The sequence below is a fragment of the Pontibacter oryzae genome (assembly GCF_003576375.1).
Taxonomy (GTDB): Bacteria; Bacteroidota; Bacteroidia; order Cytophagales; family Hymenobacteraceae; genus Pontibacter; species Pontibacter oryzae.
In genome coordinates this window covers 368,612-386,609 of the sequence record NZ_QWGE01000002.1, presented here as the reverse complement: position 1 = coordinate 386,609, position 17,998 = coordinate 368,612, and the positions used below count along the sequence as shown (strand labels likewise).

Here is a 17,998-nt window from a genome sequence, read left to right as displayed (position 1 = left end):
AGATTAGTGATTGTTTGTGTGAATTTAATTTTTCAGGAAGTTGATGTTCTGCTGCACGTTTTGGCCTTGCAGGCGCAGCACATACTTGCCGTTTGCCAGCGTACTCAAGTCAAGTTCCTGCTCAAGTTCGCTGTTTACCTGTACTTGCTTCACTAAGCGGCCGTCCATGCTAATGATGGCCACTGAATAGGTGCCTGAAGGCAAGGCAGCCATGTTAAGCTTGGCATAACCATTAGTTGGGTTAGGGTAGAGCGTTGCTTTTGGCTGCTGCCCATTCAGGGTATTAGTCAGTGTTGCTGCTACTACAGTACTGTATTCATACTTGCCATCAAAATCCACTTGCTTCAAGCGGTAGTATGATGTGCCTACCGGAGCTTTTGCATCCACGAAGCTGTAGTTCAATGTAACGCTGCTGTTTCCGGCACCTTTCACCGAAGCGATGGCGGTGAACGTTTTACCATCCTGGCTGCGCTCTATAATGAAACGGTCGTTGTTGATTTCGGTGGCCGTAGACCAGGTTAGCTGCACGCCGTTATGGTTAACTTTGGCCATAAACTTCATCAGCGTTACTGGCAATGGCGTAACTATCGGGTCTTCGCGGAAGCTCATTTCGCCGGTTGCGTTTACAATGCGAACCATTGGCGCACCAAAGTTATCCGTGTCGAACAGGTCGATCATACCATCTTTATCTGTGTCGTAGTAGTGGCCACTTCCGTATACCAGCAACAGAGGAACGTCGTTTGCGTTTAGCGCTAACCATTTTGGTCTGCCATCCGGGGTTATGTCGTTAGGAGAGTAGTAGTTAAGCCTAGATGCGTTCGAGAAATTTGTACCACGGGTTTTCATTTCGCTTATATAATCTCCGTCTTTATTTTCGTCAAAGGTTTCGTCAAAGTCTGGGGTGTAGTCATCGTCACTATCCAAGTCTAGATAATCCGGGATTGTGTCGAAGTCGTGGTTTACAGGTACAACCGCATAACCGTTTTTCTCGCATCCGCAGGTTGGGTCTAGGGCGTCATCCAAACCATCTCCATCAGCATCAGCATTAGCCAGTACGGTATACTTTTTAGTCGTCTGTCCTTCCAGTAAATCAGGCAAACCATCGTTGTCAGAATCCAGGTCAAGGAAATCAGGAAGCCTGTCGCTATCGGTATCAGGCATTGCCAGAATGGTTTTACCCGAGTTTGAAGCTGTTTGAATGATAACAGGCATACCATTGGTGCTCACGCTGCCTCGGATTATCCCATTCATTGCATCGTACACATCTTCCGAAGGTAAAACTCCACTATTTGCTTCAATTACGTTTGTGATGCCATCATTATCAATGTCAATGTCAAAGCTATTTATGATGCCATCCATGTCGATATCGAACCAGTCGTTGATGCCATCTTTGTTCTTGTCTCTGAAAGCGCCATAGAAAGGATGCACATAATCCGGGTCTGTGTAGTTCAGCAAGCCATCCTTGTCGTCGTCTCCGAACGGATCAGCACCTTTACTTGAATCTATGTTTGTGATGCCATCATTGTTGTTATCGATGTCGGTGAAATCGTTTACGCCATCTCCATCACGGTCACCATTTATTACAAGTGTAATAGTCTGGGTAGTAACTCCAGCGTTTGCATCGGTTGTAGCAATGCTTACAGGGTATGAGCCTGGGCGCAGGTAACGGAAGTCGGACACTGTGATGCTGCCATCTGCGTTCAGAACAGAGCCTGCTGGCAATGTGCCTGACACCAATTTAGCAGCTACTATTGCGCCGTCATCATCAGTTACAGTTGCAAGTACGTTACCGTTAGTATAATCATAAAAGTGTTTAGCAGGGGCAACCACATACACTGCAGCTATATCTGCTTTATCACTATTTATTGTAACAGAAGCAGAGTTGTTGCTGCTATTAGGGTCTGTTACCGAGCCTCCGTTTTTAACTGCATTTGTTGTAATAGTACCTTCTGCAACAATACGAGCGGTAATTGTTAGCGTTTGTTGTTCTGCATTGGTCAGTCTGCCTACTTGCCACAGGCCATTTGTAGTATTATAAGTGCCTTTAGTAGTAGACTGAGACACAAGCTCCAAACCTGTTGGCAGCACATAACTTACCCTTTGATTCGTAGTAGCGTCCGGACCAAGGTTAGAAACTATAACAGTATAGGTAACTATATCACCAACACGATACTTGCCATTCTGAGGTGCTGAAACAGCATTGCTTACTGCGATATCGGCAGAAGCTTTCACATTCACTAAAATCGTAGCAGCATTATTAGAGTCAACAGCGTCGTACTCGGTGTGCGTCTGCGTGCCCGTCAGGCTGATGCTTGTGTTGGATGTATTAGGCCTGGCCACAATGGTCAGCGTCTGGGTAGCGCCGCTGGCCAGGGTGCCTACCGACCAGGCGTTATTGCTAAAGCTGCCTTGGGTTGTATTCACGCTCAACACGGTCAGCGTTGCCGGGATCTGGCCTGACAGCACCACGTTGGTCGCGCTGCTCGGCCCGTTGTTCTTCACCTGGAAGGTATAAGTGATGGTCTCGCCCAGGTCCGGGTTGGCATTAGATACCGATCCAGTCACCTGCACGTCGCTCTGGCCCTCCACCGTGATGCTGTTGCTGGCTGAGTTGTTGGCGCTGTTCGAGTCATAGTAGGCAGAAGAAGTATTCACCGCGGCCGTGGTGCTTATTGTACCAGCCTGATTGAGCGTGCCTGTAAGGGTCATTGTCGTGCTGGCGCCACTGTTTAGCGTCGGGATCGTCCAAACGCCAGTCGTGGCGTTGTAGCTGGCGCCCGCGCTCGACGACACGAACGTCACGCCGGCAGGCAGCTTGTCAGTCACCGTAACGTCGCTCACGCTGTTCGGGCCGTTGTTGGTCGCCGTCACCGTGTAAGTCACATTATTGCCAACATAGTATGGCCCTGCTGAAACAGTGTTGGTAACAGCGATATCGGCGGCAGGTTTCACATTTACAGTAACAGTTGCCGCGTTGTTAGAGGCAACTGCGTCGTACTCGGTGTGCGTCTGCGTGCCCGTCAGGCTAATGCTTGTGTTGGATGTATTAGGCCTGGCCACAATGGTCAGCGTCTGGGTAGCGCCGCTGGCCAGGGAGCCCACCGACCACGTGTTGTTACTCACAGAACCCTGCGAGGCGCTGGTGCTCAACACGGTCAGCGTTGCCGGGATACGGTTAGCCAGCACCACGTTGGTCGCGCTGCTCGGCCCGTTGTTCTTCACCTGGAACGTATAAGTGATGGTCTCGCCCAGGTCCGGGTTGGCATTCGATACCGATCCAGTCACCTGCACGTCGCTCTGGCCCTCCACCGTGATGCTGTTGGAGGCCGAGTTGTTGGCGCTGTTCGAGTCGTAGTAGGCAGACGAAGTATTCACCGCGGCCGTGGTGCTTATTGTACCAGCCTGATTGAGCGTGCCTGTAAGGGTCATTGTCGTGCTGGCGCCACTGTTTAGCGCCGGGATCGTCCAAACGCCAGTCGTGGCGTTGTAGCTGGCGCCCGCGCTCGAAGACACGAACGTCACGCCGGCAGGCAGCTTGTCAGTCACCGTAACGTCGCTCACGCTGTTCGGGCCGTTGTTGGTCGCCGTCACCGTGTAAGTCACATTGTTGCCAACGTAGTAGGGGCCAGCCGTAGAAACCACGTTTGCCACTGCAATGTCTGCTGCAGTTCTTACGTTAACATTGACTGTGGCCGCGTTGTTAGAGGCAACAGCATCATACTCGGTGTGTGTTTGGGTGCCTGTTACGCTAATGGCCGTGTTACCAGTGTTTGGCTTTGCCGTAATGGTCAGCGTCTGGGTAGCGCCACTGGCCAGGGAGCCCACCGACCACGTGTTGTTACTCACGGAACCTTGCGAGGCGCTGGTGCTTACCACTGTCAGCGTTGCCGGGATCTGGTTAGTCAACACCACGTTAGTCGCGCTGCTCGGGCCATTGTTCTTCACCTGGAAAGTATAAGTGATTACTTCATTAAACTCCGGGTTGGCGTTAGATACGCTACCGGTTACCTGCACGTCGCTCTGGCCCTCCACCGTGATGCTGTTGCTGGCTGAGTTGTTGGCGCTGTTCGAGTCATAGTAGGCAGAAGAAGTATTCACCGCGGCAGTAGTGCTTATTGTACCAGCCTGATTCAGCGTGCCTGTAAGGGTCATTGTCGTGCTGGCGCCACTGTTTAGCGCCGGGATCGTCCAAACGCCAGTCGTGGCGTTGTAACTGGCGCCCGCGCTCGACGACACGAACGTCACGCCGGCAGGCAGCTTGTCAGTCACCGTAACGTTGCTCACGCTGTTCGGGCCGTTGTTGGTCGCCGTTACCGTGTAAGTCACATTATTGCCAACATAGTAGGGGCCCGTCGATACGGCGTTGCTTACCGCGATGTCAGCAGCGGCTCTTACGTTAACCGTTACCGTGGCAGAGTTGTTAGAATCAACGGCATCGTACTCAGTGTGCGTCTGCGTGCCCGTCAGGCTAATTGTGGTGTTAGAGGTATTAGGCTTAGCCGTAATGGTAAGTGTCTGAGTAGCGCCGCTGGCCAATGTGCCAACTGACCAGGTGTTGTTACTCACGGAACCCTGCGAGGCGCTGGTGCTTACCACTGTCAGCGTTGCCGGGATACGGTTAGCCAGCACCACGTTGGTCGCGCTGCTCGGCCCGTTGTTCTTCACCTGGAAGGTGTAGGTGATGGTCTCGCCCAGGTCCGGGTTGGCATTAGATACCGATCCGATTACTTGCACGTCGCTCTGGCCCTCCACCGTGATGCTGTTGGAGGCTGAGTTGTTGGCGCTGTTCGAGTCGTAGTAGGCAGACGAAGTATTCACCGCGGCCGTGGTGCTTATTGTACCAGCCTGATTGAGCGTGCCTGTAAGGGTCATTGTTGTGCTGGCGCCACTGTTTAGCGTCGGGATCGTCCAAACGCCAGTCGTGGCATTGTAGCTGGCGCCCGCGCTCGAAGACACGAACGTCACGCCGGCAGGCAGCTTGTCAGTCACCGTAACGTCGCTCACGCTGTTCGGGCCGTTGTTGGTCGCCGTCACCGTGTAAGTCACATTGTTGCCAACGTAGTAGGGGCCAGCCGACACGGCATTGGTCACGGCGATGTCGGCGCTAGGGCTTACAGTTACAGTTGTTGATGCGGAGTTGTTTGTTGATACATTGTCAACCGTACTACCACCACTTCTGGCTGCCGTTGAGGTTAGCGACCCAGTAGTAGTTGGGCGCGCCACTAGGGTTAGCGTAGTTGTTGCCCCGTTAGCAAGCGAAGGTATTGTCCAAATATTGGAAGTAGTATTGTAAGAACCAGTTGCAGGTGTTGCACTGATGCGTGTTAAGCCGGCTGGCAGCGTATACTGAATGGTAGAGTTAACTGCATCCATTGGCCCATTGTTTTTCACCGAAACAGTGTAGGTGATATCTCTACCATTATAGTATGGCCCGGCAACCACGGATTGGGTTACGGCAATATCAGCAGAGCAGTCATATGCATAGTTAAGTGACTGGTTTGTTTCGTTAGTGTAGCCGTAAGTCCATGTATTTACTGTGTACAAGTCACCACCCGTGCCTAAAGAACCCCATTTGTGAACGCCACTACCAGAGGCAACGCCCCAAAGTTCTGTTTGTGGTGCAGGAAAACGAGATGTGCTAAGGTTAGTGTCGTCCCAATATAAGGAGCTACTTGCGGCACCAGTTGTCGGGCGCACATCAAACACTTTAAAACCATACAGGTTTTTCTCAGCGTCATACACCGGGAAGTTGATTTGGCCACTACCATTCTTGAAATAGTATTTTATACTTGTGCCTGGGGCAACGTTGGCTCCCAAACCATCTTTACCATCCCAGGTAATAGTTTTCACACCGGCAGGGCCGGTTTTCTCAAGCAAAACGTCTTTAGAGTTTGTTTGGTAACCATCAGTTCCGTTCAAGTCAATTAGCACAATGAATGTGCTGCTCTCAGAGCTGTTGGCGGTGAAAGTAACCTTACCCGTGTTCGTAGACGGATCGCAAACGGTGTTAATGCCAACTGTAAAAGAAGGAGCTGAGGCAGTTGGCCAAAACTCCTCATCAGGGTTATTAATAAAGTTAAAATACTCAGGGTAGTCAGTTTGGGTTGTTTGGCTTTTACGCTTTAGCTCGGTAGTTGAGCCTACACTTGTACCCTTGCTATTGGTAACAAAACGGAAAAAGTTCTGCGGGGCAATACCGGCTAAGTCTAGCTTCTTTACAAAATATTTGCCGGATTGCTCCGAAGGAATCAGCGGGTACATGCTAAAGTTTTTCGAGAAAACGTTATCAGTTCCACCTGCCGAGAAAGACCAAAGCTTAGCATGCAGGCGGCCTGGTTTTTCTGAGCCGTCCGTACCGATTACAGTAAAGTCCCAAAGGTCGTATACAGAGAATCGCTGGCCATCGGTCATATTGGCTTCGCCAGCTTGTGTAAACTCAATGAAGAAATCTTGAGTTGAACCTGTAGTGTTTGTATAGCTTAAAGGCGAATATCCGTTCGTAACAGCTGCAAAAGTGCCTCTTGCGGGCCTGTTAGGACCATTATTCACCTGTGTTTTATTACCTATTACACCAGCACCAGCCACTAACCCCATATGTCTTGTGGAGTTTATATCTGCGGTTAGCGTTTTGGAGCTAGCCAAAGCACCAGTTCTACCGGAGGCAGCTGTTATATACCTTAAATCGATAGTTAGGTCTGCATGGTTGCCAGAACCTTGATCATGCTGCGCCCGACGCACTCCATAATATAGGGTTTCGTTAGGTTTCAGGCGCACATACAGGCGATGGTCTTCAGAATAGGTAGATCCATTTCTGGTGAAACCATACGGCTTTAGGAAGCCTAGCGAGGTAGGAGCTACGCCTGTTCCAACGGCGTAGTTTGCATCGTGTGCCAGATAGCCTGATCTATCATTCCCAGGGTCAGTTAAAGCCAACGTAGAATTATTTGGCGTTAATTGCTTTGATCCTTCGGCCAAGATTTGTAGAGGCAGCAGGAGGCAAAGGGCAAGTAGAGCTTGTAATAGTGTTTTCATGTATTTGACGAAAAGTTGATTATTTGCTCGCCGCTACCAGTTACCCGTTCCTCGGAAAGCTAATCGTCTTTAGTCAAAGCAAATGCCTAATCAGTTCGATATTAATTTTGTCATACTTTATTAACAGTATTTTTATGTTATTCTACACATAGAGGTAATTTTACATGTATGGCATTCCCTTGTGTTGGACAGAATGGAAATAAGGATCAAGCAGTTATATATTATAACGCTAATAGTTTGGCGGTGTAAAAATTAACATCCATCACAGCGATTAATTTTAAATCCAAATCCAAAAAATAAAGACGCAGGCCTTGTTTTCCCATTAGTGGAAAAACAAAGCCTGCGTTAAACTTTTTTTGGAAAATAATGGCCGTTTAAAGCTCAAAAACTGCTTAAGTGAAATTCTTAAAATTAGAACGGATAGCCGATTCCAACCTGTAGGGTGCTGGTGCTTCTGTTATTTCGGGAGAAGAAGTCGCTCGGCTTAAAGTTCGGCAGCACAAACTTACTTTCTTTCCATTCAGCTGGGTCATAAACTTTAGTAGCCAGGTCAAAACGTAGTATCAGCACAGAAAGATCGAACCTGATACCGAAGCCCGTGCCCACTGCCAACTCACGGTAAAATCTGTTAAACTGAAAATCTGCTCCGGGCTTCGTTTCGTCAGGGTTGAGCAGCCACACATTGCCGGCATCAACAAAAAAAGCGCCGTTAATAAAGCTGAACATATTAAAGCGATATTCTAAATTAGCCTCCAAAAGCACCTCACCGGGTTGCTCTATACTGTAGTCACGCTCTATACCGATAGGGTTTCCTTCATCATCTTCCTCAATGCTAAGCGATGCATACGAGCCCAAACCCAACCGACGCGACTGCCAGGCACGCACGCTGGATGCCCCGCCCCCAAAAAAGAACTTATCATAAGGAATGGCATTTCCGCCAAACATAGGCGAGACAACACCTGTATTCAGACGGTAAACAAAATAACGCTCCTGGCCTAACGGGATGTACCTTCTGTAATCAGGGTTAATACGGCCATACTGGTAAGTGCGCAGGTTCTTAATATTAAGGTTTAGCCCCAGCTCTTTTGTAAGGCCGCCTAGTTCAATTAAAGTCCTGAAATAACGGGCATTGCGCGTTTGCGTGAAGTCGTTGGTGTTGTAGATAAAATTAAAACCGATAAAAGAGATAATACCGTCATCGAAGCTTTGCAGCAGTGATCTGCTTCCCGTGCTGTTATTCTCTAGGTTGGTTCTGAACTCATCATCCAGAATTTCACCCTGAACGATGTTGAAGTTAACCGGTGAAAGTATAAACTGCATAACAGGGGGCTGCAAGGGGCTTCGGGAGCGTTGCCAGATATAGTCAAGGCCCAGCTCGTAGGTGGATCGCACATACTCTTGGCGATCCTCGCTGTTATAACCGGTATAAAACCTGGTGCGCGGGCTAAAATCCGATAGCAGGCTGTTTTGGGTGAAAGGCACAAGTATAACCGGAAAAGACAAGGCGGCATTTATGCCAAACTCTTTTATCTGCACGGTTTGGTCAGGGTCGCTGAGGCTCACCTGGTACTCCAGACCACCGCGGATACCTAGATCAAGGTTTTCTGCGCCGCCAAAAACGTTTCGCACGCGCAGGGTAAGGCTGGAGAAAGGCCCGGGCCGCCTTTCGGTAAAGTTAACCCCGAGCTCGGCTGTCTCCTGAAATTTTTTGGCAGGCAAGGCATTCACCAAAGCATTTAGCTCAAAGGTGGAGTCGTTTGGGGTGGAAAGCTTGCTGTAAAGTATATTGTTAAACTGAAATACATCCAGGTCGGCGAGTTTGCGCTGGGTAGTGGAAGTGCGCAGCTGGCTGTAACGCTGGCCTGGGTACACATCCACTTTCTTATCAAGAATAAGCGGAGAGTACTTATGGTTATACGCCACATACTTTACGCCATTGTAAACCATTGTGTCGCGCGGGACACCAAAGCGGTCGGGGTCGGTTTTGAAGTAAACGTTTTTGATGGTGTATACTTTGTGAACGGAATCCTGCTCCGGGTTTTCAATGATCGTTTTGATGCGTGCCGTGTTGCCAGCATAACTTGTATCAACCTCAAACTCGATGTAAGCGCGCACGAAATCATAGTAGCCCCGGTTTTTCAGCAACGTGTACAAGCGGTCGCGCTCCTGGGTAAGTTCATCCTCGTCATACTTATTACCGGGCTGTAGCAAAGAGCGGTTATCCCGTGACTTTACGATCCGGAGAATCCGCGGGTCCTTTATATCGTAAGTGAGCTCGCTGTAGCGATATGGTTCGTTTTCGTTTATATTGATTTTGATAAAAGCGAGCTTCTCCTTGCGGGTATCCTTGGTGTAAGAAGCAGTATGGTTAAAGTACCCTTTGGAGTTGAGGAAAATGTCAATCTGCTCCATGGTTCGTTCCATCTCCAGGGAGTCGTAAATAGCTGGCGGCTCGCCGAGCTGCATTAGAAAGTTGCCTTCTTTTTTCTTGTTCTTTAAACGCTCAATGCGGCTGTCATACTTCTCCCGCAGTTTCACGATTTTTGTGGAATCGGTGCCAGCTTCCTCAATTTTGCGCACTTGCTTCGCTTCCTGCTTCTCAATGCGCTCCTGTATTTTCTGAGGGTCGTAAAACTTTTTACCAAAATTATATAGCGCCAGATAAGGCGTTGAGCCTAACACCATACGGTTGGGCTCTTGCTGGTAAAGGTTCTGAATAGCAGCAGGCTCAACGGTTTGCAACCCCTGTGGCTCTATACTTACAAGCAGCTCCTCGTTCTCGCCCAGATACTTGGTAGGCACGCATGCCGCCAGGCCCGACATTGTAAAAATCAGGGCAGTTATGTATAATCGTGATCTCAAACGTATATTCAAGCTATGTTGTCGAAAGCAGTCGTTAAGTACATTAAATCATTGCAAGTAAAAAAATACCGCAACCAACACCAAGCCTTTGTGGTGGAGGGAGCTAAAAGCGTACTTGAGCTGCTACAGTCTGGCTTTGAGCTGCAGCACCTTTTTGTAACCGATGCTTTCCTGCGAGAACATACCGCGCTGCTCGGCAAAGGTTATACTTATGAGGTGGTAAAGGAGGAAGACCTTGTAAAAGCCGGCACCTTTGCCACTAATAACGCTGCCTTGGCAGTGGCGCGTATGCGGCAACTACCCCCATTGCAACTCAGCCAATCAGATTTCGCCATCGCCCTCGACGATATCCGTGACCCAGGCAACCTTGGCACTATCATACGCATTGCTGATTGGTATGGCATATATAAGGTTATTTGCTCAGAAACATGCGCTGATTTTTATAACCCCAAGGTTATTTCTTCTACCATGGGCTCCTTTACCCGCGTAAAAGTATACTACCTGGATCTGCCGGCCTGGCTGCAGCAGCATACAGAGAAGTATAAAATTTACGGTGCCGCCCTTAATGGCGACAACCTACACCGGATGCAGCCTAAGCCCGAAGGCATACTTGTACTAGGAAACGAGGCAAAAGGTATACGGCCAGAGGTAGCAGCCCAGGTGAACCAGCTAATAAAGATCCCGGCTTTCGGGGGGGCAGAGTCGCTGAACGTTGCTACAGCCACAGCTATCATTGTCGACAACTTTATGCGAAACGCAAAATAAAAAGAGGGGAGCCTTATAAGGCTCCCCTCTTTTTATTTATACTTATTGTGATGGCTACAAGAACAATCGTACCCCAAAGCTTACCACACTCGTTTGCGGGCCGCGGTTGTCTTTAAACAGGTCGTTCATGTTATACTTGCCGAACAGTTTCAAGCCACCATACCCCAGCACACCTTCCATACCGTACTGCACGTCGCTCAGGTTAAAGCTGTCTCGGTCTTTTTCCTTATCGCCGTCAAACTTCAGTTTACTGTGGCTGCCCAGGCGGTACCCCACAAACGGACCGGCACCAATCGTGAAACCATCTTTGCCATTCTCACGCTCAAACTGCAACAGGGCCATTAGAGGGAGGTTAACTGACGAATGGGTCAGTTTGCTCTTGTCGAAGTTCTGTTCTGGCATCTTCTCAAAAACGGTCACACCATCCACATCCTGTACCACAATATTATCCTCGAACATGTAGTTATTAAAGGCAAACTCTAAACCAGAGAGCAAGTAAACAGGGCTTTTGCGGCTACCAATCTGCGAGCGTAGGCGCCAGTTCAGGCTTACGTAACGCGACCCCCAGGCTTTCAGGTCCGGTGTGTTATCCAGGTCGGTAAAGGTATTGAAGCCCAAGTCAACGTCGAAGCCAAAGTTGGTAGCCTTATAATTCTGCTCTTCTTTTACCTGCTTCAGGCTATCACGCTCCTGCTTGCTTGGTAGGTCCACGTTTACACGCGTGTTCTCGCCGTCTTCCTCCACATCCACTTTAATTTTAAAGTTTTTGTTGATGACTACCTCATGCGTTTCCTTGCTTACCTTTCCGGTTTTCGGGTCTTCCTCCTGCACGGTAATAGTTACCTGCTCCGCTTTTCCGTCCTGAGCCTGCGATTTGTTGAAAGTAACCGTCATCTCCTTCGACTCCTTGTTGGAGCTCTCCATCTTATCCACGCGCTCCACATACTTGTTTAGTTCGCGCATAAGTGAGTCGAGGCTATAGTTCTGGAAAGCTTGTAGTTGCTGTATGTTCTGCAGGTGCAGGATCATGGTTGCACCGTTGGCCATGCGTACCACAATGGTATCCTGGTCGGCAGTATGGAGTCTATTCTTAAGGGTATTGCCACTTTTAGCAGACACACCGGTAGCGGCGGCCATGCAAATGGCCATGATGAGTAGCAGTATTCGTTTCATGGTTTTAAATTTAGAGATTGATCACTTTTGAGATTTTCTGTTTGCCGATTTTAGTTTCCAGCGCTACCCGATCGGCTCGGATACCCAGGTCAGCCAGTTCCACACCTTCGCCGGAGGCCAGGTTGCGCACCTGCTTAAAGATGTTTTTGGCCAGCGCCACCTTCTTGTTTCCATCAGTTTGCGGGTTGCTCTCAGCCATGGCAGTTTGAGCGGCAACCGAGCGCTTGATAATAATCTCGACAGGTTCGGCATTCATGTTAGCATCAGACTTGGCAGCAGCTAAAGTGGCAGGCACAACGTCTACGGTTGCGGCGGTTGGCACTGTGTACTCTGTTACTGGCTTTTTAGAAGAGGCAATGGCCGGCTGCGCATCCACCTTGGCAACATCAGAAACAGGAGTAGATTTAGCCAGTGTTTGTCGCTGTACAGCATTTGTATTTTTTCTGGCTGAGGCTTTCTGAGTTTCTGTTGCCTTTGTAATGTTAGATGCGAGCTGGTTGGCAGCGGTTGCCTGGTTGCTTGATTTTTTTTCTTCGGACAGCTGCGTTGCGTCTACTGCTTCCGGCTCTACCTGCTTTGACAGCACCTCTTCAGTTGCTGCCGAAGTATAGTCAGGTGCAGAAAGAGGCAACTCCTGCGGCTGCTTTGAATCGTGCTTGGTAAGTGTTTCCTGTATCTCCGGTGTGCCCGAATCAATGTTGTAGAACACCACGCCTACCGTGAGCAGTAACGAGAGAGTAGCCGCTACAGAAGAGTACATCCAAAAAAAGCGTTGTTTTACGGGCTTTTCAGCTTGTGGCTGTGGAGCGGCGGCAGTCAATTCCTCTGCTTCCATGCGTTCCTGCAGGCGCGCCCACAGGTCGGCGGGAGGAGTGGGGGTGCTGTTGCCCAATCGCTCTTTGAATAGGTTATCTATGTTTTCTGGTTTCATGATTTTTCCTCCTTGTTAAATGGCAATAGCCTTGTGGCCTTCCAGGCGGCGCTGCAACATGCCACGGGCCTTACTTAACTGCGACTTCGATGTTCCCTCGGTTATCCCGAGCATATCAGCTATTTCCTTGTGAGAGTAACCTTCTATGGCGTATAGGTTAAAAACAGCCCTGTATCCGGCCGGGAGCGTGTGCAGCAGTGCCATCAACTCGCCCTCTGCCAAATCCTGATCTGCAGAAGTATTGCCGGCAACCTGTATGTGGTTCTCCTCGATGCCCATGTATAGCGGCTCTTTTTTGCGGAGAAACGCGAGCGCTTCGTTTACCATTATGCGCCTTACCCAACCTTCAAAACTTCCTTTAGCCTCAAAGCGGTTTATGTATTGATAGATTTTCATAAACCCGTTGAGCAGCGCTTCTTCGGCATCCATCTCGTTTTTTAGATAGCGCAGGCACACACCATACATCTGCGCGGCGAATCGCTCGTAAAGGAGCTTTTGCGCCTTTGCATCTGCCTGTTGGCATCCTGCTATCAGTTCTGCTTCTGTCACGCTTGTAAAAGTTTTGCTATACAATTTCCGTTTTATGCCCGGAGCATTGCCTGCTCTTTACACCTTAGATGTAAGGTGCCCCGCGTTAGGTTGCCTGAGGAAGTATAAATTTTAATCTTTTTTTCGGCACAACAAATCCAGAAACTATAAATACCTGTGCATCAACTATAAATTCTGAAAAATAAACGACTTAGCAATTGTAAAAGCTATTAGAATAGGTGCAATTTAAGAAAAGGCAGAACAGTCATGTGAAGCACAGTTATTATTACAGTGCTTGAGATAGCTATTAAATCTGATTTAGAAATAGAGAAGGCTAAAAAGGATAGGGCAGAAACAAAAAACGACTCCAAAATAGGAGTCGTTTTTTGTTTTGTGAAAATCAAATTTTCAACTTTTAGCCATACTTTATTACGCCACTGGTTTAAGAAGGTTATTAAATCAGTGAAAATTTCTAACTTTTTTTCGAGGTAGGGCAATAAACCGGTCTAAGCGGCCTCTTCAGCCAGTAGCGCAGGCTCCAGCACTTCCCAGACATTATCAGCCAAGATCTTTTGGCCCTCAACCGTAGGATGTATGCCATCGGCTTGGTTAAGTTCGGGGTCTCCGGCAACGCCTTCTAGTAAAAACGGAATCAGCAGCACATTCTCTTCCGCTGCTATGCGCGTATACATTTCCTTAAACTCAGAAGTATACTTTTGGCCCATACTTGGCGGAATCTGCATGCCTGCCAGAACAATTTTCACATCGGGGTTCTTGGCCCGTACTTTCTCAATAATCGTCTTCAGGTTTGCGTACGATTCGGAGAGATTTATGCCGCGCAAGCCGTCATTGGCGCCTAGCTCAAGTATAAAAATATCAACAGGTTTTTTCAGCAGCCAGTCGACACGGCTTTTGCCACCAGCTGTTGTTTCTCCGCTTACGCCTGCGTTTACAACCTTGTAAGGCAAGTTTAGTGAGTCGATGCGTTGCTGTATAAGTGCCGGAAACGCCTGGTCTGGCTCAAGACCATAACCGGCAGTGAGGCTGTTGCCAAAGAAAAGTATAGTCTGCGTTTCAGATGATTTCTGAGTGGATGGTTCAGTATTTTCTGCTGTTTCAGTTCTATCTGCGCTTTCTGTTTCACTAGTAGAGTCAACCTCATTGCAAGCAACCAGGCCAACCACAGTTGCACATGCAATTGCTAAAACCTTATTTTTTATATTCATAAAATTTAATTTAATACATTTATACTTGGGCTATTCTAAACCTATAACGTGCCGTATCAGTTATTTTGTTCTGTGGCACGCAGGTCTGCGTCCGATCAATTAATGCAGCACATACGGCTGCGTATACTTTAAAAAAACTGTTCTCAAACGTGTCTACTATCCTTGATATCCAGAATCTGACTAAAACCTACAACAGCGGCGACCGCCACCTGACGGTACTGCAAGGTATAAACTTTTCATTAGAGGCCGGCGATGTATGCGCCATAGTAGGGCCATCGGGCAGTGGCAAAACAACGTTGCTTGGCCTTTGCGCAGGCCTGGACCGTGCTTCATCCGGCTCCGTCATACTTAACGGCGTCACACTGGATAAGCTTTCAGAGGACCAGCGCGCGCAGGTTCGCAATCAATACGTGGGCTTTATCTTCCAAAACTTCCAGCTGATACCAACGCTTACTGCCCTCGAAAACGTGATGGTGCCCATGGAGCTGCGTGGCGAGCGCAATGTGCAGCAACAAGCTATGGAACTGCTGGGCCGGGTAGGCCTTGCCGAACGCCACGACCATTACCCAACGCAGCTATCCGGTGGCGAGCAGCAACGCGTGTCGCTGGCCAGGGCTTTCTCTAACAAACCAGCTATACTTTTTGCCGATGAGCCTACCGGAAACCTGGACGAGGAAACCGGCGAAAAGGTAGAGCGGCTGCTCTTTGACCTGAACCGCGAAGCAGGCACTACGCTTGTGCTGGTAACCCACGATCTGGAACTTGCCGGCAAAACCGACAGAATCATCCGCATTAAAGGCGGAGCCATTGTTTCCGATGAGGTTACATCCGCAGTAAGCCAATCGTAAGCAACAAATACAGCCGTTTCACTTTCAACGCAATTTACATTAGCACGCTGTGTCAGAATCAATTCTCCCTAATATACCCGAACGCCCACTAAACTTACGCTGGCTCCTAAAAATGGCTTGGCGCGACAGCAGGCGAAACCGCAGCCGGTTGGCGCTGTTTATATCCTCCATCGTGTTGGGCATCGCCGCACTTGTGGCCATTAACTCATTCTCTGATAACCTGCGCACCGACATCGACAGCCAGGCAAAATCGCTTATAGGGGCCGATCTGGTCATTGCCGCAAATAAAGAGATTGAACCTGAGATGCAGCAGCTATTGGATTCTATTGGTACGGGCGGCGACCGTTCCGATGAGGTGCGCTTTGTATCAATGGTGCTATTTAAATCCACTGGCGGAACACGTCTGGTGCAGGTAAGGGCACTGGAGCAAGGCGGCTTTCCATACTATGGCGCCATCGAAACTGAACCCGCAAGCGCTAGCAGCACCTTTAGAAGCAGCGGCAGGCAAGCTCTTGTAGACCATACCTTGCTGCTACAATACAATACCAAACCCGGCGACAGCATTAAAGTAGGAAACCAGACCTTTGAGATTGCAGGTGCGCTGAATAAAATCCCGGGCCAAACGGCCATGACGGCAACCATTGCCCCGGCTGTCTACATTCCGCGCCGCTACCTCGAAGAAACCGGGCTGCTGCAACGTGGCAGCCGCATCAGCTATTACCAATATTATAAACTACCTGCCTCAACCGACCCTGATAAGCTGGTGAAAAAATTGGAACCACGCTTGGAAGAAGCGGGCTTTGGTTTCGACACCATCGAGACAAGGAAGGAAAGCACCGGAAAGGCATACGAAGACCTTGCCCGTTTTCTAGCCTTAGTTGGCTTTGTGGCGTTACTTTTAGGTTGTGTAGGTGTTGCCAGTGCAGTGCATGTGTACATCCGAGAGAAACTTCCGAGCATCGGTGTGCTGCGTTGTTTGGGCGTAAGCGGCACACAGGCTTTTCTGATCTACCTTTTCCAAGTGATGGCGATGGGTTTAATAGGCTCCATAGTTGGAGCCATACTTGGCAGCCTGATACAATTATACTTGCCTGAGCTTTTCAAGACATTTTTACCTGTAGAGGTTACAGTAGCGGTTTCTTGGGCTGCCATATTTCAAGGAATTGCTATCGGCGTGATTATATCTGTGCTATTTGCGCTGTTGCCTTTGCTTTCTATTCGTAACGTGTCGCCGTTGATTACGCTGCGTGCAGGCGTAGAGCATACTTCCGGTAGTAAAGACAAATTGCGATGGGCCGTATACTTCCTGATTGTAGCATTCATCTTTGTGTTTTCTTACCTGCAGCTTGGCACCTGGCTTCAGGCGTTGGCATTTACAGCCGGGGTGTTTGTGTCGTTCTTTATACTTGCCCTCATTGCTAAATTAATGATGTGGCTGGTTAAACGCTTTTTTCCGGTGGGTTGGGGCTATGTATGGCGTCAAAGCCTGGCCAACCTCTACCGGCCAAATAACCAGACGTTACTGCTAACTGTGTCCATCGGTTTGGGCACTGCACTCATCGCGACGCTTTTCCTGATGCAGCGCATACTGCTGAGCGAAGTAGCCTTTGCCGGTAGCGAAAACCAGCCAAACCTGGTCCTGTTTGATATTCAGAACGCGCAAAAAGACCAAGTGGCTCAACTTACAAAAGCGCAAGGCCTACCGGTGTTGCAGTACGTGCCGGTGGTAACTATGCGCTTGGAGGAGATTGGCGGTCTCACGGCCGCAGACGTGCGCAAAGACACCACGCTCGGCATACCGGACTGGGCTTATACCCGCGAGTACCGCGTAACCTACCGTGATTCGCTCATCAGTTCTGAAACCAGCATTGCAGGGGATTGGCAAAATAAAATAGCAGACACTACCGGGCCTATACCTATCTCTTTAGAAGACAGATACGCCGAGCGCCTAAAAGTAGCGCTTGGAGACACCCTTTTGTTTAATGTGCAGGGAGCCTTACTACCCACTGTAGTGGCTAACCTGCGCGAAGTAGAATGGAACCGGGTGCAAAGCAATTTCCTGGTTGTGTTTCCGAAAGGCGTGCTTGAAGAGGCTCCGCAGTTCCATGTACTCATGACGCGCACCGAAACCGACCAGCAGGCAGCAAGTTTTCAGCAGACGCTTGTGCAGCAATTCCCTAACGTATCCGCTATTGACCTTGGCCTTATTCTGGAGACGCTGGATGACATCCTTGGCAAAATCTCCTTCGTAATTCGGTTTATGGCGTTATTCAGTATAACCACTGGCTTACTTGTTTTGATAGGCTCGATCAACAACAGTAAATACCAACGGATACAGGAAAGCGTGCTGCTGCGCACACTTGGAGCCAGTCGTCGGCAAATACTAAGTATAAACGCCTTTGAATATTTACTTCTGGGCACCCTGGCTGCTGGCACCGGAATCATACTTGCCGTGGGCGCTAGTTGGGCGCTGGCGATCTTTAGCTTTGAGGTTGCGTTTGTGCCAGACCTGTCGCCGCTATTACCAGTTTTCTTGGGCATAACGCTGCTGACAGTTTTTATAGGTATGCTTAACAGCCGTGGCATCCTGAACAGACCACCTCTAGAAGTCTTAAGAAGAGAGGCTTAAAACA

Annotated in this window: 9 protein-coding genes; 3 read left to right on the top strand and 6 right to left on the bottom strand. The window is 49.1% G+C overall.

Features of this window, described 5'->3' with window-relative positions; translation table 11 throughout:
* Positions 1–24: 24 nt before the first annotated feature.
* Both D1627_RS06470 and tamL read right to left on the bottom strand, forming a co-directional pair.
* Positions 25–7,032 carry a CARDB domain-containing protein gene (locus D1627_RS06470; protein WP_119431417.1) on the bottom strand — a complete coding sequence of 2,336 codons (7,008 nt, stop codon included), beginning with the start codon at positions 7,030–7,032 and terminating at the stop codon, positions 25–27.
* Between the two features lie 411 nt (positions 7,033–7,443).
* Positions 7,444–9,894, bottom strand: coding sequence for a translocation and assembly module lipoprotein TamL (tamL, locus tag D1627_RS06465; RefSeq protein WP_119431416.1), 2,451 nt, complete (start codon positions 9,892–9,894; stop codon positions 7,444–7,446).
* Positions 9,895–9,909: 15 nt separating this feature from the next.
* Here tamL and D1627_RS06460 point away from each other — a divergent pair, with 15 nt between their 5' ends.
* Positions 9,910–10,659, top strand: coding sequence for a TrmH family RNA methyltransferase (locus D1627_RS06460; RefSeq protein ID WP_119431415.1), 750 nt, complete (start codon positions 9,910–9,912; stop codon positions 10,657–10,659).
* Positions 10,660–10,713: 54 nt separating this feature from the next.
* Here D1627_RS06460 and D1627_RS06455 read toward each other — a convergent pair whose 3' ends face one another.
* From D1627_RS06455 to D1627_RS06440, 4 genes are all read right to left on the bottom strand, one after another.
* Positions 10,714–11,832 carry an outer membrane beta-barrel protein gene (locus D1627_RS06455; protein WP_119431414.1) on the bottom strand — a complete coding sequence of 373 codons (1,119 nt, stop codon included), beginning with the start codon at positions 11,830–11,832 and terminating at the stop codon, positions 10,714–10,716.
* Between the two features lie 10 nt (positions 11,833–11,842).
* Positions 11,843–12,763 carry a hypothetical protein gene (locus D1627_RS06450; RefSeq protein ID WP_119431413.1) on the bottom strand — a complete coding sequence of 307 codons (921 nt, stop codon included), beginning with the start codon at positions 12,761–12,763 and terminating at the stop codon, positions 11,843–11,845.
* A gap of 15 nt (positions 12,764–12,778) precedes the next feature.
* A complete protein-coding gene (locus D1627_RS06445; RefSeq protein WP_119431412.1) occupies positions 12,779–13,312 on the bottom strand; it encodes an RNA polymerase sigma factor in 534 nt (177 codons plus the stop codon).
* Between the two features lie 485 nt (positions 13,313–13,797).
* Positions 13,798–14,517, bottom strand: a complete 720-nt coding sequence (locus D1627_RS06440) for an arylesterase (RefSeq protein ID WP_119431411.1) — start codon at positions 14,515–14,517, stop codon at positions 13,798–13,800.
* A 149-nt stretch (positions 14,518–14,666) separates the two neighbouring features.
* Here D1627_RS06440 and D1627_RS06435 point away from each other — a divergent pair, with 149 nt between their 5' ends.
* Positions 14,667–15,365 carry an ABC transporter ATP-binding protein gene (locus tag D1627_RS06435; protein WP_119431410.1) on the top strand — a complete coding sequence of 233 codons (699 nt, stop codon included), beginning with the start codon at positions 14,667–14,669 and terminating at the stop codon, positions 15,363–15,365.
* Between the two features lie 49 nt (positions 15,366–15,414).
* Positions 15,415–17,994, top strand: coding sequence for an ABC transporter permease (locus D1627_RS06430; RefSeq protein WP_317125196.1), 2,580 nt, complete (start codon positions 15,415–15,417; stop codon positions 17,992–17,994).
* Positions 17,995–17,998: the final 4 nt, after the last annotated feature.